At 68.4% G+C, this 25,783-nt stretch carries 27 protein-coding genes; 10 read left to right on the forward strand and 17 right to left on the reverse strand.

The window, feature by feature from the left end:
• Window positions 1-12 precede the first annotated feature (12 nt).
• The 10 genes from BJ980_RS00525 to BJ980_RS00570 form a co-directional block, all read right to left on the reverse strand.
• Complete coding sequence (locus BJ980_RS00525; protein ID WP_218855365.1) at window positions 13-798, reverse strand: glucose 1-dehydrogenase; 786 nt, start codon at window positions 796-798, stop codon at window positions 13-15.
• 4 nt (window positions 799-802) lie between these two features.
• Complete coding sequence (locus tag BJ980_RS00530) at window positions 803-2,056, reverse strand: cytochrome P450 (RefSeq protein ID WP_179500495.1); 1,254 nt, start codon at window positions 2,054-2,056, stop codon at window positions 803-805.
• Between the two features lie 2 nt (window positions 2,057-2,058).
• Window positions 2,059-3,207: a thiolase family protein gene (locus BJ980_RS00535; RefSeq protein ID WP_179500496.1), complete on the reverse strand. Its 1,149-nt coding sequence runs from the start codon at window positions 3,205-3,207 to the stop codon at window positions 2,059-2,061.
• Window positions 3,204-3,554: a Zn-ribbon domain-containing OB-fold protein gene (locus BJ980_RS00540; protein ID WP_179500497.1), complete on the reverse strand. Its 351-nt coding sequence runs from the start codon at window positions 3,552-3,554 to the stop codon at window positions 3,204-3,206. The genes BJ980_RS00535 and BJ980_RS00540 overlap by 4 nt, the downstream gene beginning before the upstream one ends.
• A 96-nt stretch (window positions 3,555-3,650) precedes the next feature.
• On the reverse strand, window positions 3,651-4,613 hold the full coding sequence (locus tag BJ980_RS00545; RefSeq protein WP_179500498.1) for an SDR family NAD(P)-dependent oxidoreductase: 963 nt from the start codon (window positions 4,611-4,613) through the stop codon (window positions 3,651-3,653).
• Complete coding sequence (locus BJ980_RS00550) at window positions 4,610-5,365, reverse strand: ABC transporter ATP-binding protein (protein WP_179500499.1); 756 nt, start codon at window positions 5,363-5,365, stop codon at window positions 4,610-4,612. The genes BJ980_RS00545 and BJ980_RS00550 overlap by 4 nt, the downstream gene beginning before the upstream one ends.
• Complete coding sequence (locus tag BJ980_RS00555) at window positions 5,358-7,334, reverse strand: branched-chain amino acid ABC transporter ATP-binding protein/permease (RefSeq protein WP_179500500.1); 1,977 nt, start codon at window positions 7,332-7,334, stop codon at window positions 5,358-5,360. The genes BJ980_RS00550 and BJ980_RS00555 overlap by 8 nt, the downstream gene beginning before the upstream one ends.
• The gene (locus BJ980_RS00560; RefSeq protein ID WP_179500501.1) at window positions 7,334-8,197 is read right to left on the reverse strand and encodes a branched-chain amino acid ABC transporter permease; all 864 of its coding nucleotides are present in this window, start codon (window positions 8,195-8,197) and stop codon (window positions 7,334-7,336) included. The genes BJ980_RS00555 and BJ980_RS00560 overlap by 1 nt, the downstream gene beginning before the upstream one ends.
• A gap of 45 nt (window positions 8,198-8,242) precedes the next feature.
• On the reverse strand, window positions 8,243-9,403 hold the full coding sequence (locus tag BJ980_RS00565) for an ABC transporter substrate-binding protein (RefSeq protein WP_179500502.1): 1,161 nt from the start codon (window positions 9,401-9,403) through the stop codon (window positions 8,243-8,245).
• Between the two features lie 139 nt (window positions 9,404-9,542).
• Window positions 9,543-10,277, reverse strand: coding sequence for an SDR family oxidoreductase (locus BJ980_RS00570; protein ID WP_179500503.1), 735 nt, complete (start codon window positions 10,275-10,277; stop codon window positions 9,543-9,545).
• 294 nt (window positions 10,278-10,571) lie between these two features.
• Here BJ980_RS00570 and BJ980_RS00575 point away from each other — a divergent pair, with 294 nt between their 5' ends.
• The 6 genes from BJ980_RS00575 to BJ980_RS00600 all read left to right on the forward strand — a co-directional run bounded on the left by BJ980_RS00575 (window position 10,572) and on the right by BJ980_RS00600 (window position 17,092).
• On the forward strand, window positions 10,572-11,564 hold the full coding sequence (locus BJ980_RS00575) for a DNA polymerase domain-containing protein (RefSeq protein WP_179500504.1): 993 nt from the start codon (window positions 10,572-10,574) through the stop codon (window positions 11,562-11,564).
• Window positions 11,565-11,863: 299 nt separating this feature from the next.
• The gene (locus BJ980_RS00580; RefSeq protein ID WP_179500505.1) at window positions 11,864-13,237 is read left to right on the forward strand and encodes a dicarboxylate/amino acid:cation symporter; all 1,374 of its coding nucleotides are present in this window, start codon (window positions 11,864-11,866) and stop codon (window positions 13,235-13,237) included.
• 183 nt (window positions 13,238-13,420) lie between these two features.
• Window positions 13,421-14,062: an ABC transporter permease gene (locus tag BJ980_RS00585; protein WP_179500506.1), complete on the forward strand. Its 642-nt coding sequence runs from the start codon at window positions 13,421-13,423 to the stop codon at window positions 14,060-14,062.
• Window positions 14,059-15,312: an ATP-binding cassette domain-containing protein gene (locus BJ980_RS19160; RefSeq protein ID WP_179500507.1), complete on the forward strand. Its 1,254-nt coding sequence runs from the start codon at window positions 14,059-14,061 to the stop codon at window positions 15,310-15,312. The genes BJ980_RS00585 and BJ980_RS19160 overlap by 4 nt, the downstream gene beginning before the upstream one ends.
• Window positions 15,305-16,096 carry an ABC transporter permease gene (locus BJ980_RS00595; protein ID WP_179500508.1) on the forward strand — a complete coding sequence of 264 codons (792 nt, stop codon included), beginning with the start codon at window positions 15,305-15,307 and terminating at the stop codon, window positions 16,094-16,096. Before BJ980_RS19160 ends, BJ980_RS00595 begins: the two co-directional genes overlap by 8 nt.
• Window positions 16,097-16,099: 3 nt before the next feature.
• Entirely contained in the window at window positions 16,100-17,092 is a 993-nt protein-coding gene (locus tag BJ980_RS00600; protein WP_179500509.1) for a glycine betaine ABC transporter substrate-binding protein, read from the forward strand.
• Window positions 17,093-17,107: 15 nt separating this feature from the next.
• On the opposite strand, the gene BJ980_RS00605 is transcribed toward BJ980_RS00600, so the two are convergent.
• From BJ980_RS00605 to BJ980_RS00625, 5 genes are all read right to left on the reverse strand, one after another.
• Entirely contained in the window at window positions 17,108-18,016 is a 909-nt protein-coding gene (locus tag BJ980_RS00605; protein ID WP_179500510.1) for an SDR family oxidoreductase, read from the reverse strand.
• A gap of 83 nt (window positions 18,017-18,099) precedes the next feature.
• Window positions 18,100-18,879, reverse strand: coding sequence for a 2-keto-4-pentenoate hydratase (locus tag BJ980_RS00610; protein ID WP_179500511.1), 780 nt, complete (start codon window positions 18,877-18,879; stop codon window positions 18,100-18,102).
• Window positions 18,876-19,523, reverse strand: coding sequence for an alpha/beta hydrolase (locus BJ980_RS00615; protein ID WP_179500512.1), 648 nt, complete (start codon window positions 19,521-19,523; stop codon window positions 18,876-18,878). The genes BJ980_RS00610 and BJ980_RS00615 overlap by 4 nt, the downstream gene beginning before the upstream one ends.
• Window positions 19,524-19,526: 3 nt before the next feature.
• The gene (locus BJ980_RS00620; protein WP_179500513.1) at window positions 19,527-20,033 is read right to left on the reverse strand and encodes a VOC family protein; all 507 of its coding nucleotides are present in this window, start codon (window positions 20,031-20,033) and stop codon (window positions 19,527-19,529) included.
• A gap of 40 nt (window positions 20,034-20,073) precedes the next feature.
• Window positions 20,074-20,649: an NADPH-dependent F420 reductase gene (locus BJ980_RS00625; RefSeq protein WP_179500514.1), complete on the reverse strand. Its 576-nt coding sequence runs from the start codon at window positions 20,647-20,649 to the stop codon at window positions 20,074-20,076.
• A 96-nt stretch (window positions 20,650-20,745) separates the two neighbouring features.
• Between BJ980_RS00625 and BJ980_RS00630 the strand changes: the two genes are divergently transcribed.
• The 4 genes from BJ980_RS00630 (at window position 20,746) to BJ980_RS00645 (ending at window position 24,499) form a co-directional block, all read left to right on the forward strand.
• A complete protein-coding gene (locus BJ980_RS00630; protein ID WP_179500515.1) occupies window positions 20,746-21,330 on the forward strand; it encodes a MarR family winged helix-turn-helix transcriptional regulator in 585 nt (194 codons plus the stop codon).
• A 10-nt stretch (window positions 21,331-21,340) separates the two neighbouring features.
• Complete coding sequence (locus BJ980_RS18765) at window positions 21,341-21,895, forward strand: DUF2200 domain-containing protein (protein ID WP_246279899.1); 555 nt, start codon at window positions 21,341-21,343, stop codon at window positions 21,893-21,895.
• A 716-nt stretch (window positions 21,896-22,611) separates the two neighbouring features.
• Window positions 22,612-23,709 (forward strand): permease, encoded by a 1,098-nt coding sequence (locus tag BJ980_RS00640; protein WP_179500517.1) that lies wholly within the window; start codon window positions 22,612-22,614, stop codon window positions 23,707-23,709.
• 7 nt (window positions 23,710-23,716) lie between these two features.
• A complete protein-coding gene (locus tag BJ980_RS00645) occupies window positions 23,717-24,499 on the forward strand; it encodes an HpcH/HpaI aldolase/citrate lyase family protein (protein ID WP_179500518.1) in 783 nt (260 codons plus the stop codon).
• A 20-nt stretch (window positions 24,500-24,519) separates the two neighbouring features.
• On the opposite strand, the gene BJ980_RS00650 is transcribed toward BJ980_RS00645, so the two are convergent.
• Both BJ980_RS00650 and BJ980_RS18640 read right to left on the reverse strand, forming a co-directional pair.
• Entirely contained in the window at window positions 24,520-24,708 is a 189-nt protein-coding gene (locus tag BJ980_RS00650) for a hypothetical protein (protein ID WP_179500519.1), read from the reverse strand.
• Window positions 24,709-24,958: 250 nt separating this feature from the next.
• Window positions 24,959-25,726 carry a hypothetical protein gene (locus BJ980_RS18640; protein WP_218855366.1) on the reverse strand — a complete coding sequence of 256 codons (768 nt, stop codon included), beginning with the start codon at window positions 25,724-25,726 and terminating at the stop codon, window positions 24,959-24,961.
• Window positions 25,727-25,783: the final 57 nt, after the last annotated feature.

The raw sequence follows: 25,783 nt of genomic DNA on the forward strand, positions 1-25,783 counted from the left end.
GACTGCACTGCCTCAGTGCAGGGTCCAGCCTCCGTCGACGGCCAGGGTGACTCCGGTGATGTAGGAGCCGGCGTCCGAGGCCAACAGCAACAGCGCGCCGGACAGCTCATCGGACTCGCCGAGGCGGCCCAGCGCCGTACGCCCGGTGATCTCTGCGGCCGCGTCGGGGTTGTCCAGCAACGGCCGGGTCAGCTCCGACTCGAAGTAGCCGGGAGCCAGGGCGTTGACCCGGATCTGCTTGCGCCCCGACCACTGCAGGGCCAGGTCACGGGTGAGGCCCAACAACCCGGCCTTCGAGGCCGAATAGCCGGCCTGCGGGGTCGTGGTGCCACTGATCGCGAGCACGGAGGAGATGTTGACGATGCTGCCGCCGTGGCCGGCAGCCATGCAGTGGCGGGCGAACGCCTGGGCCATGTAGTAGGCGCCGCTGAGGTTGACGTCGAGCACCGAGGTGAAGTCCTCGGGCGCCTCGTGGTGCGCCGGATTGGTCCGACTGATGCCCGCGTTGTTCACCAGGACGTGTACGTCGCCGAGCTCGTCGACCGCCTGCGACACCAGTGCTTCGCAGTCCCCGGGACGGGAGACGTCGGTGGCCACGGTCAGGCAACGGCGCCCGGTGCTGGTCTCGACAGCGGTCGCCACCTCGCGGAGCTTGTCGACACGTCGAGCAGCGAGGACGACGTCGGCGCCCGCGGCGGCCAGGGTGTGCGCGAACTGCACACCCAGGCCGGACGAGCCGCCGGTGACGATGGCGACTCGACCCTGCAGACCGAAGATCTCCGCCGGGGTGCGGCCCACGGGGTTATTCAGCATTGAGCCGGACCGGCAGGCTGGTGAGCCCGCGGGTCAGGATGACGGCATTCCATGACAGCTCCTCGTCGGCCAGCGCGATGTCTGGGAAGCGCTCGATGATCCGGGAGATGACGATACTCGCCTCGAGCCGGGCCAGGACGGCGCCGAGGCAGTAGTGCACGCCGGTGCCGAAGCTGAGGTGCGAGCCCCGTTCACGAAGGATGTTCAGCTGGTCCGGGTCGTCGAAGACCTCGGGGTCGTGGTTGGCCCCCGAGAGCATCAGGAAGACCCGGTCGCCGGCCTTGATGGTCTTGCCGCCCATCTCGATGTCCTCGGCCGCGATCCGGACGACCGCCTTGGCCGGGCCGTCATAGCGGAGCAGCTCCTCGATCGCCTGGTTGATCAGGTCGGGCTGCTCGCGCAGCAGTGCCGCCTGGTCCGGGTGCCGAGTCAGGGCCAGGACGCTGTTGCCGATCAGGTTGGTCGTCGTCTCGTGGCCACCGAAGAGCAGGTTGACGCAGATCGCAACCAGCTCGGCGTCGCTCAGCGCCTCGTCGCCGCTGCGTGCCTGGACCAGTGCGCTGGCCAGGTCGTCGCCGGGTTCGGCGCGGACTCGCTCGAGCAATGCCTCGATGTAGGAGACCAGCTCCTTCATCCCGGACTGGGCCCGGGCGTGGCGGTCCGGGTCCTCGAGGGCGCCGAAGACCAGCGCGGAGATGTCGTCCGACCAGTCCTTGAACCTGACCCGGTCCTCGGGCGGCACGCCGAGCATGCTCGCGATCACGATCGCGGGCAGGGGATAGGCGACCTCGTGGATCAGGTCGATCACGCCCTCCTGGCCGGCCTTGACCCGCGCCTCGTCCAGCAGCTCGTCGGCGATCTGCTCGACCTCCGAGCGCATTGCCGAGATGATTCGCGGAGAGAACGCCTTGTGCACCAGGCGTCGGAACCGGGTGTGCTCGGGCTGGTCGCGGAAGACCAGCCAGCCGTTGAGGAGCTCGAGTGTCTCGACGAGTCCGAGGTTGGGCCGCTCCTTGCGTCGCTCACGGGCAATGACGGGGGAGATCCGGTCGGAGGAGAACCGCTGGTCCGACATCGCCGCACCGACGTCGTCGTGCCGGGTCAGCACCCACGAGCGATAGCGGGCGTTCCAGTGGATCGGGTCGGTCTCGCGCAGCATGCCCAGGAACGCGTAGGGGTCGCTGACGGCCTCCGGTGCCAGGATCTCGTCCAGGAGTGCCTGGGTGGTCGGCTCGTTGGCCATGATCAGTTTCCCTTCGCGTTGTCGAACTTCATCAGCGCCACGACGCAGGCGTTGCCGTCCACTCCGGACACGCCGCCACCCATCGTCTCGACGAGGCCAACTCGGGCACCGTCGACCTGGCGTTGGCCGGCATCGCCGCGGAGCTGCCAGACGATCTCCACCACTTGGGCGACGCCGGTGGCGCCGAGCGGATGACCGCGGGAGAGCAGGCCGCCGGACGGGTTGATCGGAAGGTCTCCGCCGAGCGCGGTGGCTCCCGAGGCAGCCTTGGCGCCGGCCTGGCCCTGGGGGACCAACCCGAGTGCCTCGGTGGTGGTCAGCTCACCGATCGTGAACGCGTCGTGCACCTCGGCGACATCGACGTCCTCGGGTCCGAGCCCGGCAACGTCGTACGCCGCTCGGGCGGTGTCGTGGATCAGCCGGTAGCCCCACACGTCGGTGCTGCGGTGGTCCCACGGTCCGCCGGAGCGCTGCGCCGTGGCCAGCAGCTCCACGTCGCGTGCCGAGGTGCGCGTGCTGGAGAGGACCACTGCGGCCGCGCCGTCGGAGATGGGGCTGCACTGCAGCAGGGTGATCGGGTCGGAGATCATCGGCGAGGCAAGCACCTGCTCGATGGTGTACTCGCCTCGATATTGCGCTCGCGAGTTGTGCATGGCGTGGCGGTGGTTCTTCACCGAGACCGCCGCGAGCTGCTCGAGCGTGGTGCGTCCCTCGTGGAGCCACCTGCTGGCCTCCATCGCATACATGCTCGGCATGGCCAGTCCGGTGCGGCCCTCCGTGTCCGACTGCTGGGGGATGATCGGCCCCTTGAACAAGGGCGTCATCTGCTCCACGCCGAGCACGAGGACGCGTTGGTAGCGACCGCTCTGCAGGGCGACAGCAGCCTCGTGCAGGGCGGAGGTGCCGCTGGCGCAGGCATTCTCGACCGTCACGATGGGGACACCGGTGATCGCGAAGCCCTGCAACACGCGCATGGCCACGCCGGGCTCACCGAAGACGCTGCCCACGAAGACCGCGTCGAACGGATGCGTCGAGTCAGCGCCTTCATCATCGAGGGCCTCGCCGATCGCCTGCCACGCCAGCTCGGCCACGGACAGGTCTGGCTGCTTGCCGAAGTGCGAGGTGCCTGCACCAGTGATCCACACGCTCATGACTCGACCTCCACGACGACATCGCCTTCGACCGGTTCGACCAGGCGGATCCGACTGCCGACCGCTGGGGCCGTGTCCGAGCCGCGCACGTGGGCCAGCACTCGTGGGCCCTCGTCGAGGTCGACGTAGGCCAGGGCATAGGGAGGGGTTCGGTCACCGACGGCGATCCGGACCACGGTCGAGGACCAGACCACTCCGGCGGGCCCGAACCGGGCCTCGACGACCCGGCCGCCGCAATCGGCGCATCGTGGCCGGGGCGTGGGCATTGGGTGACCGCAGTCGGTGCAGGCCACACCGATCACCTGTGGCGGGTCGGTTCCTTCGACCCGTGGTCGTGGATCGCTCATCAATCTCACTCCTCAAGGTGCCCGAGAGCACTGCAACGGATAAACAAACAATAGGTTGGTTAACTGGGGCATGCAAGCACCATGCGCCCCCACCGGCTATCGGTCGCTGACCAGTGTGGGGTCGAAGGGGAAGGGCGCGATGCTCCGTGCGCGACCGGAGAACAGGGTGTCGAAGGTCTGGTCGAGATTCTCCTGGGTGAACCCACCGGGCTGCTGCACGGTGGACTGCGGCTGCCAACCCTGCATCAGTTGCACGGTGTCGCCGAAGACGGTGAACACCTGTCCGGTGACATCGCCCGCGCTCTCGCCAGCCAGCCACCCGACGACGGTGGAAACCTGCTCGGGTCGGTAGTTCCCGAAGGCCTGGGTCGACTCGTCGGTGCTCGTGCCCCAGGTGTGATCCACCATCCGGGTGCGGGCCCGCGGGGCCACGGCATTGACCGTCACGCCATACTGCTCCAGCTCCCGGGCTGCAGCCTGGGTCAGGGCCGCGATGCCGGCCTTCGCCGCGGAATAGTTCGTCTGACCGGCGTTTCCGTAGAGACCGGACTCGCTGACCGTGTTGATCACCCGTCCACCGGCCGGGCTCCCGGTCTCGGCGGAGGTACGACGCCAGTGGCGCGCGGCGGCTCGAAGGGGCGCGGCATGGCCGCGCAGGTGGGTCCGGACGACCTCGTCCCACTCGTCGGCGTCCATGTTGAAGATCATCCGGTCACGCAGGATCCCGGCGTTGTTCACCACGATGTCCAGGCTTCCGAACGTGGCCACGCTTTTGGCAACCATGCGTTCGGCTTCCTCGAAGCTTGCGCAGTCACCGCGGAACGCGATCGCTCGTCCGCCCGAGGCAAGGATCGTGGCGACCACCTCGTCGGCGGCATCACCGTCGATGGGCTCACCGGTGGTGCTCACCTCGCGGTCGTTGACCACCACCGAGGCGCCGAGGTCCGCCAGGTGCAGGGCATGGGCACGGCCCAGGCCACGGCCGGACCCGGTGACGAGCGCCGTCCGCCCTGCAAGGGGACCAGCACGAGGACCGGCAAGGGGACTGGACCGGGTCACGGCGTCGCGGGGTCGGCGGGATCGGCGGGGGAGACCGGCGTGCTGGTGTCGCCGAGATAGGCGCGCTGCACCGCGCTCGACTGCGCCACCTCGGTCGCCGTGCCGGACATGACCACGCGGCCGCGCTCGATGACATAGGCGCGATCGGCGAGCTCCAGCGCCCGGTCGACCATCTGCTCGACGAGCAGGATGCCCACCGGCAGGTTCTCCCTGATCTTGGCGATCGTCTCGAAGAGCTGGGTGGTCAGCGCCGGGCTCAGCCCGAGCGAGGGCTCGTCGAGCAGCAGGTAGCGGGGTCGACCTGCCAGGGCACGGGCCAGGGCGACCTGCTGCTGCTCGCCGCCGGAGAGCAACCCGGCCCGCTGGTTCTCACGCTCGGCGATGATCGGGAAGATCTCGCCCAGGACCTCCATCGGGTCCGGGTCGGAGCGCCTTCGCCCGAGCGCGGAACGACCGAGGTCGATGTTCTCGCGCACCGTGAGTCCCGCGAAGAGCTTGCGGCCCTCCGGGACCATGATCAGGCCCTGCTTCGCCCTCGAGTGCGCCGAGGCGGAGCCGATGGACGCGTCGTCGAGGGTGATCCGTCCGGCGCGGAGCGGGAGCAGTCCCGACAGGGTCCGCACCAGCGTGCTCTTCCCGGCCCCGTTGGCGCCGACGACGGCGACGACCTCCTCCTGGGCGAGACGCATGCTGACCTTGTGGAGCACGCTCACCGGGCCGTAGCCGCTCGCGATCTCGTGTGCCTCAAGCATTGCTGCTCCCCTTCGAGTCGATGGTGACGTGGCCCTCGCCGAGATAGGCGGTGAGCACGCGCTCGTCCTGTTGCAGCCCTGCTGCGTCACCGTGATAGATCCGAGCGCCTCGTTCCATGCAGGTCACCTCGTCCGCGACCCGGATGACCAGGCTCATGTCGTGCTCCACCAGGAGGATGGCCACGCCAGTGGCCGCGATCGCCTCGAGCGTCGTACCGAGCTGATAGGTCTCCGAGGGATTCAGGCCTGCTGCCGGCTCGTCCAGGATCAGGATCTTGGGGTCGCTGGCGAGGGCTCGGGCCAGCTCCACGGAGCGTTGGAGTCCGTAGGGGAGCTCTCCGGCCGGAGTGTTGGCGTGCTCCTCGATGCCCAGTCGACGAAGGAGCTCCATGGCGCGGTCCCTGCCCTCGGCCTCCTTGCGGCGGATGCCGGGGAGCCTGAGGAGGGTGGCCAGGAACGACTCGCCGAGCTTGGCGTCGAGCCCGGCCATCACGTTGACCAGTGCACTCTCGCCCTGGAAGAGCTGTGGTGTCTGGAACGTACGTGCCACGCCGACCTGATAGATCGCGTGCGGAGCCAGTCCCGTCGCGTCGGCGTCCAGGATCGTGCAGCTGGCGCCGGCCTGCAGCGGATAGACCCCGGTGGTCAGGTTGACCAGCGTGGTCTTGCCAGCGCCGTTCGGTCCGACCAGGGCGTGGATGGTGCCCTCGCGAAGGCTCAGCTGCATGTCGTCGACTGCCTTGAGGCCGGCGAAGCTGTGGGTCACGTCCTGCAGTCGCATCACTTCCGCGCGGGTGGCCAGGTCGACGTGGACCTGCTCCTGACGCACGGCCGACTTCACGATCGACTCGTCGACCTCGAACGCCGAGGCCTCGTCGAGCTCCGCGGAGGAGTTCTCGCGGCGTGCCCGCAGCCGGTGCGACAGCTGCTGGGCCCCGCCCACGATCCCCGACGGGAGGAAGACCAGGGTCAGGATGAGCAGCAGTCCGGTCAGTCCCTCGTCGGAGAGGAACCAGGTGTCGCTCAGGTTCTGCTGCTGGAACTCCACCAGGCTCGCCATGGCGTGGGAGTGCTCGAGCGTCATCAGCACGAGCACGCCGACGACCGGGCCGTAGAGGCGTCCCGCACCGCCAAGGATCACCATGATGATCAGGCTCAGGCTGAGCGTGAAGGTGAAGGACTCGGGCTGCAGGTGGGCCTGCAGCTGGGTCTGCATGGTGCCGGCCACGCCACCGAAGGCCGCGGCGACGGTGAAGACGGCCGTCTTGCGACGGCGCGGGTTGATGCCGATGTGCGAGGCGACGATCTCGTTGGTGGAGAGCGCGCGCAGGCTCCGGCCCCACGCCGACTGGGCGAGGTTGCGGTAGGCCAGGAACGACAGCACCGCGATGATGCCGACCAGCACCATCGCCAGCGGTGCGGTGCCGGCGAACAGTGGGGGCTCAAGGACGAAACCGCCCACCTCGATCGGTTCGAGCAACGAGGTCTCGTGGTTGGAGACGTTGGGGTAGCCCGCCAGGCGACCGAACGTCTCGAGCTCGACGAAGAGCCTGTGCAGCATCACGGCGAAGGCGAGCGTGATCATCGCGACCTGGGGCCCGGACAGACGGGCGGCGGCGAGGGACAGAACCGCGCCCGCGCCGGCCGAGACGACCACGGCACTGAGCATCGCCAGGGGCCAGGGGAGCCCGACGCCCAGCAGCATCCATGCGCTGACGTAGGCGCCGATGGCGACGAAGGCGCCTTGGCCCAGCGAGACCAGTCCGGAATATCCGGCCAACAGGTTGAGGCCGCAGGCGGCGACCAGGGCGACCGCGATCGACCCCATCGACTGGCTGCGGGAGATGGTCAGTGGATCCCCGCCCAGGCCGGGGACGATCGCGATGGCGGCGACGGCCACGACGACGATCAGGACGAACAGGTCCTTGCGGAACAGGTCCCTGCGAATGGTGGCGACTGCCTCGGACATCAGACCTTCTCCATGACGACACGGCCCATCAGGCCTTGGGGACGGACAGCGAGAACCACGACGGTGACGACGAGACCGATCACGCCGCCGATGGCGGTGCCGAGCAGGTCGGTGGCCACCACGGTGGTGATGCCATAGATGAGCCCACCGACCAGCGCGCCCGGGATGCTGTCGAGCCCACCGAGGATGGCGGTGGCGAAGCCCGCCACGAGCAGGGACTGACCGGTGCTGATCGAGAGCCCGACCTCGGCGCTGTACATGATGCCGGCCAGGGCAGCGATGCCCATCGCGATGGCATATGCACCGAGCGCCACGAGTCCGGGATTGAGACCCATCAGGGATGAGGTCTCACGATCCTCGGCCACTGCCCGGAAGATCGTTCCGAGACGAGTGCGTTGGGTGAACCAGGTGAGGGCGAGGGTGACCCCGATCGCCAGGACCAGGATCAGCAGGAACTGCGAGCTGACCCGGGTCCCGGCGACCGAGGTGAAGCCCTCGAAGCCGATCCCGTTGAGTGCCTTGGTCCCTGCTCCCTGCGAGTTGCGCAGGAGGTCGAGCATGATCAGGGAGAGTCCGGCAGTGGTGAGCAACCATCGGATGTCGTGCGGTCCGGAGTTGAACGGGCGTACGACGAAGCGCTCGACGAGCGTGCCCAGGATTCCGATCAACACGACACTGACTGCCACGGCCAACCAGGCCGGCAGGTCGAGGGCGACTATCGCGATGAACGCGAAGCCTCCCGCGGTGATGAATTCGCCGAGGGCGAAGTTCAGTGTTCGGGTGGTCTGGAAGGTCAGGACGAACGCGAGTGCGACCAGTCCGTAGAGTCCGCCGAGCGTGATGCCGACGAGGACGGAGTCCATGAATGCTCCTCGATTGGGATCGGGCTGAGAATGGGGCTGAGAGCGTCAGTCGGCCTTGACGACTTCTCCGGCCTTGTCGTAGCCGTAGGTGATCCAGTCCTCCGGGGTGAAGAGCTCGTGGTCCTTCTCGGAGAACGGCTTGTCGAACTTCTGCCCGAGCACCTCAACGGTGTCCAGGGTCTCCATCGCCTCGCGCACGGCGGGGTAGTCGCTGGAGTCACCGGACTCGGCCACGGCCGCGGCGTAGGTCAACGTCGCCGCATAGAGCGACCACACGGCGGTCAGGACGAGCGGCTCCTCGCCGTACTCCTTCTTGTAGCGCTCGGTGAGGTCCTTGAGCTCGGGCGACTCGAAGTCGATCGGGGCCGCGAAGGTGGTGTTGTCCCACTCGGCTGCCTTGGACAGCTCGGTGAAGGCCGGGTCCAGGATGGTCGCGGTCGCGACGATCTCGGGGTCATAGCTGACCTGGGCCATGCTGCGCATCATCGTGGCGTGGTCGGCGCCCGTGGTGAACCAGACGATGACGGTGTCCACGCCGGCGCTCTTGAGGGCGTTGACCTGGGAGGTCATCGACGTGGCGCCGGGGTCGACACCCTCGGCCTTGACCAGGTCGAGGCTGTTCTTCTTGGCATAGGAGCTGACCGCGTCATAACCGGCCTGGCCGAACCCGTCGGTGCCATAGATCATGCCGACGGTCTTGCCCTCACCGAAGGCCATGTTGGCGACCGCTTCGATGTTCTGGGCGTTGTTGTAGTTGGTGCGGAAGCCCCAGTTGGGCTGGGCGGAGTAGTCGATGATCTCGTCGGCGGTCGGGATGCCGGTCATCCACGGTCGTCCGGACCGCTGGATCACCGGTGCCACCTGGAGGGCCACGCCGGACAGGGACGGTCCGAAGACCACGTCGACCTGCTCCTGGTTGAGGAGCTCCTGGATCAATCGCGCACCGGTCTCGGGCTCACCCTTGTCGTCGCGCTTGACGAGGTCGAAGGTGACGCCGTACTTCTCCTTGGCCTCGTCCTGGGCCAGCTCGATGCCGCGTTCCAGTTCGATCCAGTACTGCGAGGCAGGGCTCGTCTTGGGGCCGATGACGCCGGCCTTCACGGTCAGGCCGCCTTCGCCGCCCTCGCTGGAACTACCGCACGCGGTCAGCCCACCAGCAAGCAACACAGCACTGGTGAGGGCCGCGAGCATCCTTTTGGTTGCCACGATGTTTCTCCCGTTCCGTCGGTTAACCAAACGATGGTTTGGATTGGGATACATCGAATAGCGGAAATCACGAAGTGTCAAGGGTCACAGTCGATGACCGGTTGATTTTCGTCGGTGACCGGTGCGTTCTGCGGTGCCCTCAGAGCGAGAGACCCCCGTCAACCATCAACGTCTGGCCCTGGACCATGGCCGCGCTCGGCGAGGTCAGCAGCTCCACGGCGGCGACCACGTCCGCGAATTCGAGGCCACGGCCGCTCGGGTTGGCCGCCGCTGCCGCGTCCAGTCGGCGCTCGGCGCGGTCCTTGAACATGGTGCGGAACGCCGGGGTGTCCAGTGGCCCCGCGGAGACGGTGTTGGCGCGCACCCCGAGTGGTGCCAGCTCGACGGCGAGATAGCGGATCAACGCCTCACCGAGGGACTTCGAGGGACCCAGTGCCACGTAGGACCGCACCACGCTCTGGGCGCCGCGGCTGCTCACATAGATCACGTTGCTGCCCGGGCGCAGCACCGGGAGAAGGCCCTGCGTCAGCGGGATCAGCGAGGTCGCGTTGACCGCGATCGCCTGGCCCAGCCTGGCCGGGTCGATGTCCAGCGCGCCACCTGTCACCGCGAGCGCAGCGCAGTGGACATAGAGGCTGAGCGAGTCGGTCTCGGCACGCGTCGCCGCGACCAGCGTGTCCACACCCTCCTGGATGCCGACGTCCGCCTTCACCAGGATCGCTCGTTGACCCGCTGCCTCGATCGCCTCACGCACCTCGTGGGCGGCCTGGTCGTTGGAGTGGTAGTTCACGATCACGTCGTGCCCGGACCTGGCCCAGTGCTCGGCGATCGCGCGCCCTATCCCGGACGAGCCGCCGGTGACGAGAACCGTCATCGCACACCCCGTTCCGAGGCGCAGGCGCGCCCGCTCGTCCTGCCGTGGGATCGGTCCGCGCCTTGCACATCTCGCCGACCCGGCACTTGTTGACGCCACACTTCGGTGTCCATAGGGGTGCTCCTCGTGGTTGGCGCATCGCCGAGTGCGAGCGCGATAACCAAACACTAGTCAGGATAAGACTGTGTGGGGAGTGCCTACCTTCACCGATCTGTGGAGACCCGCCGAAGTGTCGTCGTGACGCGGCACCGAACCGCTCTGACTCGCACCGGCAGCGACGGGTACTGCCTCGACATGGCCGACCTGTCCCCGCCGTTGCCCCCAACGTTGCCCGAGCCGTTGCCTGACGACGCGCTCGAGGCGCTGGTGCAACTGGACAATCAGGGCACCTGGGAGGTTTTCGGCCGCGAGCTGAAGGTCACCAACCTCGACAAGGTGCTCTTCCCGGCGACCGATGCGACGAGCGAACCGGTGACCAAGCGCGAGTTCCTGGCCTACGTGGCACGGATCGCGCCGGTCGCGCTGCCCTACGTCCAGGGCCGCGCACTCAACCTGCGCCGCCATCCCGATGGCGCCGACAAGAAGGGCTTCTGGCACAAGCAGCGTCCCGACCACGCGCCCGAGTGGCTGGGTGCCTGGGACAACCCGGACGCAGACCCGGGGGAGACAACGACGTACGTCGTGGCCGACGAACCGGCTGCCCTGGTGTGGGCTGCCAACTTCGGTGCCCTGGAGTGGAACCCCTGGACCTCGCGCACCGACGCCCCGCACGAGCCGACGTACGCCCTGATCGACCTGGACCCGGGGGAGAGCACCACCTGGGAGGAGCTGTTGGTGCTGGCCCGGTTGCACCGCACGGCCCTGGAGCACCTGGGCGTCACCTCACGGGCCAAGGTGACCGGCAAGCGGGGCATCCAGATCTGGGTGCCGATCGTGGCGGGCTACACCTTCGACGACACCCGCAACTGGGTGAAGGGCGTCGCGCGGACGGTGGGCAAGGTGGTGCCCGAGCTGGTGAGCTGGGAGTGGGAGGTCAAGAAACGCAAGGGTTTGGCGCGACTCGACTACACCCAGAACGCGATCAACAAGACCCTGGTCGCGCCGTGGTCGACCCGGCCCACTCCCGGGGCGACGGTGTCGGTGCCGATCACCTGGGACGAGCTCGACGACCCCGACCTGCGACCGGACCGCTGGACGATCCGGACGGCGCTGGATCGTCTCGAGGAGAAGGGTGATCCGTTCCGCGCGGCGCTGGGATCGGCGCAGGAGCTGCCCGCCTTCGAGTGATCCGAAGTCAGGCTGCGATGAGTGCCACACCCGGGAATGAATCGGTGCCGGGTGTGGGTTGACCTGTCGTGCACCTACTTCCGACGGCTCGGGTCGACACGACCCGGGGCAACACAGCCAGAGGCGACCTGCTCACGCGTCGCCTCGTCGTCGACCTCGTGCGCCTGCAGCTGCACTCCTGTCGCCGCTGACCTCGGCGCGTCCGGCCTGCCGGCTGGCGACGCGCCCTCAGCTCCCCTCCCCACATCCCGGAGGCGACGACGCGCGCGATCGCGCGACGCGCCAGCGAAAGGCACCCCATGAGCTCCACTGCCCAGAGCGCAGCGCCCACCAAGCGGCGCTGGCTTCCCTCCTTCGGCGTCCAGGTCCTGATCGGTCTGGTGCTCGGCGTCGTGGTCGGGCTGATCGCCCGCTCGATGGGCGCCGACGGCGTCGACTCCGCCACCGGCGAGGTCGACCCCAACTGGTTGACCGAGACCCTGACCATCGTCGGCAGCACCTTCGTGACCCTGCTGCGCGCGATCGTCCCGCCGCTGGTCTTCCTGGCCATCGTCGCCTCGATCGCCAACCTGCGTGAGGTCACCGGCGCGGCCCGCCTGGCCTGGAAGACGCTCGCCTGGTTCGCGATCACGGCTCTGATCGCCGTCGGCATCGGCATCGTGCTGGGCCTGGTCCTGCAGCCGGGCAACCACACGAGTGTCTCCTCGGATGCGGCCGCCGCACCCGGCAAGACCGGCTCGTGGCTGGACTTCCTCACCGGCCTCGTCCCGGAGAACGTGATGGGCCTCCAGGCCAGCGCCGGTGGCGACGGCTCGGTCGGCCTCTCCTTCAACGTGCTCCAGATCCTGGTCGTCGCCATCGCCATCGGCGTCGCGGCACTCAAGGTGGGCGAGGCGGCGGAGCCGTTCCTGGGCGTGGTCCGCTCGGCGCTCGCCGTCGTGCAGAAGGTGCTGTGGTGGATCATCCTGCTCGCCCCGATCGCCACCGTCGGCTTGCTGGGCAACGCGGTCGCCTCCTACGGCTGGGACGCCCTGGGCTCGCTCGGCACCTTCGCGATCGCCGTGTACGTCGGCCTGGCGCTGGTGCTGCTGGTCGTCTACCCGACCCTGCTGCGACTCAACGGCCTCTCGATCCGCCAGTTCTTCTCGGGCGCCTGGCCCGCGATCCAGCTGGCCTTCGTGTCGCGTTCCTCGATCGGCACAATGCCGGTGACCCAGTCGGTGACCGAGCGCAACCTCGGTGTCCCGCGCGCCTATGCCTCGTTCGCGGTTCCGCTGGGTGCGACCACCAAGATGGACGGCTGCGCCTCCATCTACCCGGCCATCTCGGCGATCTTCGTGGCGCAGTTCTTCGGCCTCGAGCTGTCGGTCTTCGACTATGTGCTGATCGCCTTCGTCTCCGTGATCGGCTCGGCCGCGACCGCCGGTGTCACCGGCGCCGTGGTGATGCTGACCCTGACCCTGTCCACGCTGGGTCTTCCGCTGGCCGGCGTCGGCCTGCTGCTGGCGATCGACCCGATCCTCGACATGGGTCGCACGGCGGTCAACGTGGCCGGCCAGGCGCTGGTGCCGACGATCGTGGCGAAGCGCGAAGGCATCCTGGACGAGACGGCGTACGACGCCCCACGTCGCGGCGCCGCCTGGCGCGAGGACGAGGAGCTCGTCACCGCCTGAGCCTCGGGGTCGAGTCCCCAACCAAAGGGTGGGTCCGCAGTCGCAACTGGACTGCGGACCCACCCGTTTCGCGTTCCGTTGCGCCAGGAGGGGCCAGTCGCGACACGCCGATTGGTCGCGCCGCCGCGCGGTCTGTGGTTGGTTTGTTTTCGGCCGAACGGACTATGACGGGGTGATCCGGACATGTGGGAGTTCATCAGGGACCGCTGGGATCTCATTGCCTACAACGCCCTGCAGCATGCGAACCTGGTCTTCCAGGCCGTGTTCGTCGCCACCCTGGTCGCGGTCGCGCTGGCCGTCGTGGTCAACCGCTTCCGGTTCCTGGACCCGATCGCCAACACGCTCTCGGCCATCGGACTGACCATCCCGTCCTTCGCGCTCGTCGGCCTGCTGTTGCCGCTGACCAAGATCGGTGCGGTCACCGCCTTCACCTGTGTCGCCTTCTATGCGGCGCTTCCGATCCTGCGCAACGCCGTCGTCGGGTTCGGCCAGGTCGACAAGGACCTGGTGGAGTCGGCCAAGGGGATGGGGATGACCGAAGCCGGCATCCTGCTCCGGGTCCGGTTGCCGCTGGCCTGGCCGGTCATCCACGCCGGAGTGCGGACCTCGGTGCAGATGTCGATGGGCATCGCCGCCATCGCTGCCTATGTCCTCGGTCCCGGGCTCGGTGGCTACATCTTCACCGGGCTCTCGCAGGCCGGGGGAGCCAACGCCATCAACTACGCCGTCGTCGGCACGGTCGGCATCGTGATCGTGGCGCTGATTGCCGACCTGCTGATGCTCCTGCTGGGGCGAGTCACCATCTCGAAGGGAATCCGCGCATGACCGAGACGAACGCATCCACCAGCGAGGTCGGGGACGACAGCGGGCGGAAGATCAGCGGTGCCGAGCTCCGGCTCGAGGCAGTGAGCAAGCGCTACCCGGGCCAGAAGGTCTCTGCGGTCGAGTCGCTCTCGTTGACCATCCCGGCAGGGGAGATCGTCGCGTTCGTCGGCCCCTCGGGCTGCGGCAAGACCACCTCGCTGAAGATGATCAACCGGCTGATCGAACCCACCTCGGGCACGATCCTGCTCGACGGCGAGGACATCCGGAAGGAGAGCGCGACCAGCCTGCGACGCAAGATCGGCTATGTGATCCAGGGCGGCAGCCTCTTCCCGCACATGAGCGTGGCCACCAACGTCGGCGTGGTGCCCAAGATGCTGGGCTGGAAGGCCGATCGGATCAGTGCTCGCGTCGACGAGTTGCTCGACCTGGTCGGCCTGGACCCGGACCGCTATCGCGACCGCTATCCCCGTGAGCTCTCCGGCGGACAGCAGCAGCGAGTCGGCGTCGCCCGCGGGCTCGCCGCCGATCCGCCAGTGATCCTGATGGACGAACCGTTCGGCGCGGTCGACCCGATCACCCGCCAGCGACTGCAGGACGAGCTGATCTCCATCCAGCGTGAGCTCGGCAAGACCATCGTGTGCGTCACCCATGACATCGACGAGGCGATCAAGCTGGGCGATCGGATCCTGATCCTCCAGGAGGGCGCGAAGATCGCGCAGTACGACACCCCCGAGAACATCCTCGCCGCCCCCGCCAACGACTTCGTCGCGGACTTCGTCGGTGCCGGCTCGACGCTCAAGCAGCTCTCGCTGACCCGGGTCCGGTCCCTCGAGCTGGGCAAGCCGACGATGGCGCACGTCGGCGACGACACCGGGCCGGTGCTGGCCCGGGCCGAGGAGGCCGGCGACGCGGCCATCGTGGTCCTCGACGACCGCGAGCGCCCGGTGGCCTGGCCGTGGCTGCGGCAGGTCCGCGGTCACGACAAGGTCAGGGGAATGCCCCGCGAGAACCTGGTCACCCTGGACGAGGCGGCGACGCTCAACGACGCCTTGGACACCATGCTGACCGCGACCCACTCCAAGGCGATCGTCACCGGCGACCGGGACCGATATCTCGGTGTCATCGACTTCGAGTCCGTCACCGAGCACATGCGGCAGACCGAGCGGGACGCGGCCGAGCGGGTCGAGCAGGCCGGCCACGAGCAGCCCGAGGACTCCGCAGCACCGGCTGGGGTGGAGAGCGATGGCTGAGCTCACCACCGCGCCGGTGGAGGACGTCCCCGGCGAGAAGCGCTCGGCCCGGGTGATCACCCGCGAGATGGTGCTGATGCTCACCGTCCCGCCGATCCTGGTGGCCGCGGTCTTCGGTGGCTTCGTGTGGTGGCGACAGACCGCAGAGCTGGACACCGTGGAGGCCAACCAGCTGCGCTGGTCCGAACTCCGCTCCCTGATGTGGGAGCACGTGCAGCTGACCGTCGTGGCCGCCATCATCGTGGTGCTGATCGCAGTGCCGTTGGGGATCATGCTCACCCGGCCCGCGTTCCGGCTCGCGGTCCCGTTCGTGATCGCGATCGCCAACGCCGGACAGGCCGCACCGTCGGTGGGCCTCATCGTGCTGCTCTTCCTGTGGCTCGACGGCGGCTTCTGGACCGCCATCTGGGCGCTCAGCCTCTATGGGCTGCTGCCGGTCCTGCGCAACACCATCGTCGGCATCGAGGGGATCGATCCGACCCTGGTCGAGGCCGGCAGGGGCATCGGGATGACCAACTCGATGACGCTGTTCAAGATCGAGCTGCCGCTCGCGGTGCCGGTGATCATGGCCGGGGTCCGGACCTCGCTGGTGCTGATCGCGGGCACGGCCTCCTTGGCCTGCTTCATCAACGCCGGTGGGCTCGGCGAGATCCTGCAGACCGGGATCAGCCTCTTCCGGTTCTCGTTGATGGTGACCGGAGCGGTGCTGATCGCCCTGCTGGCACTGCTGATCGAGTGGTTGGGCCGTGTTCTCGAGCTGGTCACCCGACCGAAGGGGATCTGAGTGATGTCACGACGTCGACACACGTCCGTCTCGGTGACCGCCGTCCTCGCCTGCCTGGGGTTGTTGCTCTCCGGCTGCGGCTTGGGCACGGCGGCCGGGCCGGTCCGCACAGGTGAGCTCGCGGGTCCGCTGTCGGACATCAAGTCATTGGACGGACTCAAGATCTCGATCGGCTCGAAGAACTTCTCCGAGAACATCATCCTCGGCAAGATGGCGGTCACCCTGTTGTCTTCGGCCGGTGCCGACGTGATCGACCTGACCAACATCCCCGGCAGCTCTGCCGCGCGACAGGCGCACCTCGAGGGCCAGGTCGACGCGATGTGGGAATACACCGGCACCGGGTGGATCACTTATCTCGGCCACGACAAGCCGATCCCGGACGAGAAGGAGCAATATCTCGCCGTACGCGACGAGGACCTGGCCAAGAACGGCCTGGCCTGGCTCCCCGCGGCGCCGATGAACAACACCTACGGGTTCGCGATGACGCAGTCCACGGCGAAGAAGTTCGGCATCACCAAGCTGTCCGAGATCAAGGACATCCCGGTCGCCGAGCGGACCTTCTGTGTCGAGTCGGAGTTCACCAACAGGCCCGACGGCCTGCCGGGGATGCTGAAGACCTACGGCATCGAGCAGGGCAAGGCCGACGGTGTGCCCGAGAAGAACCTGAAGACCTACCAGACCGGCGCCGTCTACAGCGCCACGGCCAAGGGCGAGTGCAACTTCGGCGAGGTCTTCACCACCGACGGCCGGATCGAGGCGCTGGACCTGGTGGTGCTCGAGGACGACAAGTCCTACTTCCCGAAGTACAACGTCTCGCTCGTGATCGCCGAGGACATCCTCGAGGACTATCCGCAGATCGCTGACCTGCTCGCCCCGGTGACCGAGAAGCTGACCGACGAGGCGCTGCTCAAGCTCAACGCGAAGGTCGATGTGGACGGTCAGGAGCCGGTGGACGTGGCCTACGAGTGGTTGACCGAAGAGGGCTTCATCTCCTGAGGGCCCGCGGGGCGCTCAGGACTCGTTCGGCTCGACGGCTGCGGCCGGGCTCTGGTCGTTGGCGACGTTGCGCGCACTCGTGGAGCGCCCGAGCGCGGCGACCTCGGCGTCCATCCGGGGGAGGATCTCCGGGACGAACTTCAGCACCGGCTTGTTGCCGGTCGCGGAGTTGACCAGGTTGCGGTTCAGTCCGATGCCGCGGACCCAGCCGGGGCAGTAGACGTGGCGTTGCCGCTTCTCGATGCCCTTGGCGAACGCCTTGACGCAGGCATCCACCGAGGTGGTCCGGTTCAGCGGGAAGGGCAGCCTGGAGAGCATCTCGCGGAACGAGGGCAGGTCCTTCTTGACGTCCTGGACCAGCGGGGTGTCGATCCACGACATGTGCGCGCTGCCGACGTCGACGCCCTGGTGGGCGAGCTCGAGGCGCAGCGCGTTCGCGAAGTGCTCGGCACCGGCCTTGCTCGCGTTGTAGGCCGCAAGCCCGGGCGCGGCGGTGAACGCGGCCAACGACGACACGACCAGGAAGTAGCCACCGGAGTCGACGAGTGCGGGGATCGTGGCGCGCGCGGTGTGGAAGACGCCGAGGACGTTGATGTCCATCACCCGCTTGAACGTGGCCGGGTCCACGCCCATCACCGAGCCATAGCTGGCGATCCCGGCGTTGGCGACGACGGTGTCGATGCGGCCGAACCGCTCGACCACCTGGTCTGCGGCGGCCTGCATCGCGCTCAGGTCGCAGACGTCGGCGACGAGGGGGAGCACGGCGTCGGAGCCGATCACCGCGGCGGTCTCGTGCAGAGCCGTCTCGTCGAGGTCGGTGATGGCGACCTTGTGGCCACGCCCGACGAGTTCCTTGGCGAGCTCGGCCCCGATCCCGCGAGCACCGCCAGTGATGAGGACGACCTGCTCCGACGAGTGACCCATGTGAACTCCCAAGTTGTGACGGTCAGCTGTGACGACCTGTGCACTGACACGCTAGGGGATCTGGGTCGACGTCGGTCAAGGTCTCAGGCGCGCACCCGCAGGCTGCCGAGTCCCTCGATGACCAGGTCGTACGTCGTGCCAGCGGCCATCGGCGTTGCGTCGGTGAGTGCACCGGCGAGCACGAGTGAGCCCGCAGGCAGCACCTCGCTCTGTGCGGCCACGTGTTCGGTGAGCAACGCGAGTGCCTGCAACGGCTGGCCGAGGACAGCGGCCCCGGTGGCCTCGTGGACCACCTCGCCGTCGACAGCTACGGTGCAACCGAGTGCGGCCAGGTCACCCACGTCGGCCAGCCGGTGACGCTCGGGAGCGAGCACTACACCGGCAGCGCTGGTGTTGTCGGCGAGCACGTCGGCCAGGCGGAACCGATAGCCGGTGAACCGGGAGTCGATGATCTCGGCGGCCAGCAGCACCGAGTCGACGTACTGGCCGATCTCGTCGATGCCGACCGGCTCGCTGATGTCACGCGAGGTGACGAAGGCGATCTCCGGCTCGATCCTGGGTTGGGCCCACTCGTCGAGGCGAGCGGCGACCTCGTCGGCCGAGACCACCATCGCGTCGGTGAGGAACCCGACGATCGGGCGCGCGACTCCCATCCGCTCCTGCTTGGCGTGGCTGGTCAGTCCGAGCTTGGCGCCGATCACCTTCTCTCCGCGGGCGATTCGCGCGGACCGGTCGTGCAGTTGGGCCGCATAGCCCCACAGCTCATCGAGGTCGGGGTGGGTGTCGGTGAACCGCTCGACGGGGGTGCGGGTCGAGCGTGCGGTGGCCAGGATGGTGTGGGCGTCCTCGGGGGCAAGGCTCATGACTCGACCGTAGCGTCCGATCCGATCAGCTGCCCGAGCCAGACGACCAGCTCGTCGAGTGCGGCTCGGGTGATGCCGTGCCCGCCGCCGTCGCGGTGCCCGGTGACGGTGGCACCGGAGACCTCGTGCAGGTGCTGCCAGGTGTTGTCGAGCAGCTCGCGGGGGATGACGTGGTCGGCGTCGCCCTGGGCGACGAAGACCGGCACTCCACTCAGCGCGCCCTGCTCCACCGGGACTCCGCCGTCGAAGGGGAGGGTTCCGTAGAGGATGGCCGCGCCGGCCAGGCGTTTCGGGTCGTCGAGCAGGAGGCCGCCGGCGAAGGCGGCGCCGCCGCTGAAGCCGACCAGCACGACCGGACGGCCGGCAGGTGCGACGTCGTCGAGCCAGCCACGGAACCACGCCATGGTCTCGGCGAGCGACTCGGGCACCGGGCGGCCGATGCCGCGGTTGGCGAACCACGCATAGCCGCCGCCCTCGGCGATCGGCGCACGCACGGCGGCGTACGACACCCCCTTCGGCAGGTGCGCGGCGAGCGAGATGATCTCCTGCTCGTGCGACCCCCGGCCGTGCAGCAGTACGACGAGTGGCTGGGTCGGGTCGTCGGCTTCGTGGAAGGCGGCGATGGGGGTGTCGAACGTGGTCATGGTTCAGGCCTCCAGGGGGATGAGCTCGGACGCGGTGCGGACGCCGGCCCAGCGGTCGACCTCGGAGCCGAGGTCGAGACGCTCGACGGGAGCAGCGTTCTCGTAGTCACCCCAGTGCTCCTTGGGGAGCATCCACATCACCTCGAACTCGTTGCCGTCGGGGTCCTTGGCATAGACGCTCTTGGTGGCGCCGTGGCTGGACTCGCCGGAATAGGCGCCCAGCTCGGCCAGGGTCATCCGGGCCTGCTCGAGGTCTTCGATGGTGTCGACCTGCCAGGCCAGGTGATAGAGGCCGATGGCGCCCGGTCGACGCGGCGCCTGGGCGCCGACGCCGAAGAGGCCGAGGTCGTGGTGGTTGCCCGAGCGGGGCATCCGGAGGAAGGCGGCGTTCGCGCGGGGCTCCCGGGCCACGATCTCGGCACCGAAGGCCGCTTGGTAGAAGGCGATGCTGCGCTCGACGTCGGCGACGAAGAGGACGGCGTGGTTGAGTCGGACGGCCTGGATGGTCATCTCGGGTTCCTTTCGCGAGTTGGGGTGGGCGGGTGCTGCGTCAGTTGATGACGCCGAAGCCCTCGCTCCAGCCGAACTGCTCGCGGGCGGCGAGGGTGATCTGCAGGAAGCCGATCGCCTCGAGTTCGCGGGCCCGAACCAGTGCGCCGGCGTCGATGACCTTGAGGCCACCGGCGGTGAGCACGTCGGTGAGGGACTGCTTGGCGTCGGCATCGTCGCCGGCGATCAGGGCGGTCGTCTGCAGCGGACCGACGGTGCCCTCGGCCAGGGTGCCGGCGAAGTTGGTGTTGAACGCCTTGAGGACCTTCGCGGTCGGGACGGCGGCGGCGATCTCGGCGGCCTTGGACGAGTCGGCGGGGATCACGAGCGAGTCCATGGTGGAGAAGTCGACGGGGTTGGTGAGGTCGACGATGACCTTGCCGGCGAGCTGGTCGGCGCGGGTCTCGATGATCTCGCCGACCGCGGTGTGGGGGACAGCCAGGACGACGATGTCGCCGGTGAGTGCGACGTCGCCGTCGCTGTGGCCGAGCACCTGGACCTCGGTGTTCGCGCGCTGCGCGACAGCCGTGATCGCCTGGCCCATGTTGCCGTTGCCGATGATGGAGAGGGTGGTCATGAGGGAATCCTGAATAGTTGTTGTTTTAACCTTTCGATGACCTAACACTCTCAGATGAATGGTTGTTCCGTCAACTAAATCGCTATCATGTGTTCCATGAGCACCCGACGTACGACCACGGGGGACGCGTCCTCCAGTGCAGCCGCGAGCCCAGCAGGGGAGCGCGGGCAGCCTCGATGGCTGACGGCCGACGAGCGCACCGCTTGGGTGCGGTTGCTCGCCGTCACCGAGCTGCTCCCTGGCGTTCTCGACTCCCAGCTCCGGCGTGATGCGCAGTTGACGCACTTCGAATATTTCGTGCTGGCGATGCTCTCCGAGGCGCCCGAGCGCACGCTGCGGATGAACTCGCTCGCCGGGTTGACCAGTGCCACCCTGCCGCGTCTCTCCCACGTCGTACGCCGCCTCGAGGAGAGGGGACTCGTCGAGCGGGTCCCGTGTCCTCAGGACAAGCGGGTCACCAACGCGGTGCTCACAGCGGCCGGCCTGTCGGCCGTGGAGCAGGCCGCGCCGGGCCACGTGACGACCGTGCGCGAGAAGGTGCTGGATGCGCTCACCTCCGAGCAGGTCGAGCAGCTGCGCGCGATCACCGACGCACTGTTGCCGCGGTTGGACCCGAATCGTCGACTCTCCAAGCTCTATGACCCCGGGCACGAGCGGCCTGCGGCGGGTCGAGACTCCTAGACTCGTTGGCATGAGGATCTTCCGCGCCCCCTTCGCCTCGGTGCATCCGCTCTATGTCGCCAAGGCGGAGCGAAAGGGCCGCACCCGTGCCGAGGTCGACGAGGTGATCCGGTGGCTGACCGGTTTCTCCCAGGCGGAGCTGGAGCAGCACCTCGCCGAGGAGACGACGTTCGAGGAGTTCTTCGGTGCTGCGCGCCTCAACCCTGCTGCCTCGCTGATCACCGGCTCGGTGTGCGGGGTCAGGGTTCAGGATGTCGAGGACCCGTTGATGCAGCAGATCCGCTGGCTGGACAAGCTGGTCGACGAACTGGCTCGAGGCAAGGCGATGGAGAAGGTGTTGAGACGCCCCGGGCCGACCGAGCCGGGGAGCGCCGCGGGTTCGACCTCGATCACGACCGACCGCGGACCCGACTTCGACGGCGTGCGGATCGGTCGCCCGGCGACCGGGGCGCTCATCGACGCGGGACATCGCACGCTCGCGGACCTGCCCGCCGACCTTGACGAGCTGCTCACCTTGCACGGTGTCGGACCGGCAGCGGTGAAACGGCTCGCCGCGGCCCGCTGAGTCGTCGAACCGCGAACCTTCTCATATGTGGGGGCGCGCTCGCCATCCGCTGTCCGACCCCGTGCGACCGACCCATCGGCAGAGACGACCTGGGTCTGGCCGGCGAAGCTCACCCGCACCTCGATGTCTTTGGGGTGGCCCTCGACTGCCACCCAGTAGTTGTCGTCCTCGTTCGGCTGGTTGGGGTCGAGGAGCGGCCTGTCAGATCCGGAGAGCGGGTAGTCCTTGCCGTCGGCACGGAGCACGACGTCGACCTTCGTGGACAAAGTCGCCGCGACGGCGGTGAGGGGGCGCGGGGTGTGAAACTTGGTCCCGACCTGCACAAAGCTGCCCCCTTCGGGGGCCTGCAGGTTGGCTTGCGCGTTCCAGAGACCGGGCAACTCCTCTTCCGGGGCACCGACAGCCACGTCGAGGTCAGACCAGGGCAGGAAGACCTGCCCGACATGAGCCGGAGCCTTCACGCTGTGCGGCTGGGTGTACACGTTGCCGACCTTCGCGTGCGGCCGGTCGTCCTCAGGGTGTTGCACGACGTACAGCGTCACTGCCAGCGCGAGGACGAGGACCGCCAGGGCCGCGGGGAGGAAACGGTTCAGGTGCTTCCCGACGGTGGCGAGCCTCGCTCGCGCTGCTGTGTTCACGGAGGGGATGTTCCCCCACGAACTGCTCGTGCAAACTGGGTGGCGGTCGTTCCTATGAGACGAGACGGGTGGTCGGGCATGACGAGGCGGACGAGCAGCGCGAGCAATGAGTTCGGTCGGTCGGGACGGGAGACCGATCGAGTCCGGGTCGGCCTGTTGGGCGTGGGCGTGCTGGCAGTGCTCTTCGTCGTCGGGCTGGCCTGGGCCAAGTGGCTGCCCTACGTCGACAAGTCCCTCGCTCTGTCCGACTCCGGTGCCTGGGACGGCTCCGCGATCTTCCTCTCCTCCGGGGATCCGGGAGCGACGCCGTCACTGGCGGGCGCGTGGCAGTTCACGAGTGACTACTTCCTCGCCGTCTGGAAGGCGGCGCTGGTTGCGTTGCTGATCGCGGCCGGCATCGACGCCTTGGTTCCGCGCGCATGGCTGCTGCGCCTGATGGATCGCCCCGGTCGACTCTCGCAGTCCTTGACCGGTGGGTCGCTGTCGCTGCCGAGCATGATGTGCACCTGCTGCACGGCGCCCGTCGCAGTGGGCCTGCGCCGCAGCGGTGTGCCGACCAGCGCCGGATTGGCCTACTGGATAGGCAACCCACTGCTCAACCCGGCGGTGCTGGTCTTCCTCTTCCTGGTGCTGCCGTGGCAGATCGGCACCGTACGGCTGCTGGTCGGGGTGCTGCTCGTCTTCGGGGCGACGGCCTTGGTCGCCCGGTGGCTGGACCCGGTGACCGAGCCGTCGTCATCTTCGCCCGACGTCCCGGAGACTCCCGCGCTGCGAGAGCTGCCCGGGCGTTATCTCCGCTCCTTGGTGCGGTTCGCAGTGGTGCTGATTCCCGAGTACGTCGTGATCGTCTTCCTCACCGGGCTGCTCTCCGGCTGGCTGTCCGACTTCGCCGGCCTGGACCAGTCACTGGGCGCAGCAGCGGTGCTGCTGGTCGCCCTGGTCGGCACGGCGCTGGTGATCCCCACCGGCGGCGAGATCCCGGTGCTGGCCGCCCTGCTCGCGGTCGGTGCGGCGATGGGCACGATCGGCGCGCTACTGATCACGCTTCCGGCGTTGAGCGTCCCGTCGATGGTGATGGTCGCGAAGGCGTTCAGCTGGCGGACGACGCTGGCGATGTCCGGCGCGGTCGTCGGCGGCGGCCTGGTCGCCGGAGGAGCGCTCGCTCTGATGCTCTGATCCGGGCTTGGCCACCGGTGCCAAGGACTCCGCCCGCGAACACGTCGTCGAGGTGCTTGCCCAGCAGCCGGAGAACCCTCTTGCGATCCGGGTCAACCAGATCGGCACGGCGTGCTGCCACCGCGACGTGCTCGACATCGTCCGCGCGGCCACCAACGAGGTGACGTTGGTGGTCCCCAAGGTCGAGTCCGCCGCCGACGTCGGGTTCATCGATCGGCTGATCCGCGGGGCAGGTGCCGAGCTCCCGAGCACCACGGACAACGTGCCCGCGGTGCGCATCGACGTACTCCTCGAGTCCGCGGCCGCGCTGCGTGACCTCGACGCCATCCTTGGTGCCAGCCCTCTCTTGCGCGCCGCAGTGATCGGGTATGCCGACCTCTCGGCCGACCTCGCCATGCCTTCGGTGGGGGAGACCTCGCTGTGGGACGCCGTACGCTCCCAGGTCGCCACCGCCGCCCGCGCCCACGGCCGCGCGCTGATCGATGGCCCCTGGCTCTCGACCGCAGCCGACGAGGCGTTCACTCACGACCGCTCCCGCGCGCGGTCGCTCGGCTTCGACGGGACCTGGGTGATCCACCCGGCCCAGCTGGACGAAGCCACCCGGATCTTCACGCCCTCAGCCGAGGAAGTGGCCTGGGCCTCCCGAATCGTCGAGACCCTCGCCGACGCCGTTGCCCAGGGAGCGGGAGCGGTGGCGCTGGACGGTCAGATGCTCGACGAGGCCGTCGCCGTGCGGGCGCGGTCCGTGCTGGTCCGCGCAGGCGTGGAGTGGGCCGAGGTCACCCGATGATCCTTAACGACACCGCGGGATCAGGCCTGGCCGCTCGTGGCCCCTACTTCGACGAGCTCGAGCACGGCATGGTCTTCGACGGCGCTCCGGGCGTCACGCTGACCGAGGGCGGTGCGGCCATGCACCAGGCCGTCGTCGGTGACCGACTCCCCGCCGCCACCGACCACGAGCTCGGCCGCCGCCTCACCGGTAGAGGGCCGCTGGCACACCCGGCATACGTCTGGGACGTGTCGATCGGCCAGTCCACCACGGCGACCCACTTCGTGAAGGCCAACCTCTTCTACCGCGGGATCAGAGCGCAGACCGCGATGACGCAGATGATGAAAACTTCCCTCACGCCGCCCCCTCGGTGTCTGCGCCAACGATATGACGCACCGAGCGTGGCCGCTCGGGAATGGCTGATGACGATGCGGACGCCACATTGTGCGAATAGGACGCTGTCCTGGGGAGCGGTGGGGCTCAGCCGAGTCGAGCTTGATCAGACGCCGTGTCGACCAGTGTCGCGGAGGGCAGCCAGTCGGCGCCGAGGAGTTGCGCGAGGTCGGTGAGCCCGGTGGTGTCGCCGCCCACCGTGTCGGAGGCCGCGGCGATGCGCTCCACCATCACCTTGCCGACCTGCTCCTCGACGGTGCCCTCGGCATAGGCGATGTGCCATGGCGAGACCTGGTGGTCGCGGTGGGTGCGGCCGGTCACCTGTCGTGCGGCGATGCCGGAGAAGCGGGCCTGGTGGAAGATGCCGACCCGCGGCTCGGTGCTCGCCTGGCGGCCGTCGGGGAGGGCTTCGCCGGCGTGCAGGCTGATTGAGGCGACCGTGGTGAAGACGCAGACTTTTGCCTGTCCGGTCTGGAACCTGAGCCGCTCGGCCTCGGGGTCGAAGCGGTCGCGGCCATAGATGGTGGCGACCTCGAGGCCGAAGTCCCGTAGCCGGTCGGCGATCGGGTCGGCGGCGGTCGTGACGAACTCGACCGAGCACGCCACCTGTCGCTCGGCCTGGACCTGCTGGGCGATCCAGGCGACCGTCGAGTCGACGCGGATCAGCCCGGCCTTCTGTCGGAACCGCAACAACGCCGCCCTGCCCCGGGCGACGTTGCGCCCGCGCCTTGCGATGTCCATCTCGCGGCAGAACTCTCCCCACTCGGCCTCGTACGCCGTCCGCTCCTCGGGCGTGAGAGTCACCGGCATGCCAGAGATCGGCACGGGTCCCCACGGCGCAGCGCGGTGCAGCATCGCGGGAGGGTCCTGATCGGCCAGCCAACCGCGCACCAGCTCGAGATCCGTAGCGCG

Origin of the sequence: Nocardioides daedukensis, assembly GCF_013408415.1 — a bacterium.
Taxonomy (GTDB): Bacteria; Actinomycetota; Actinomycetes; order Propionibacteriales; family Nocardioidaceae; genus Nocardioides; species Nocardioides daedukensis.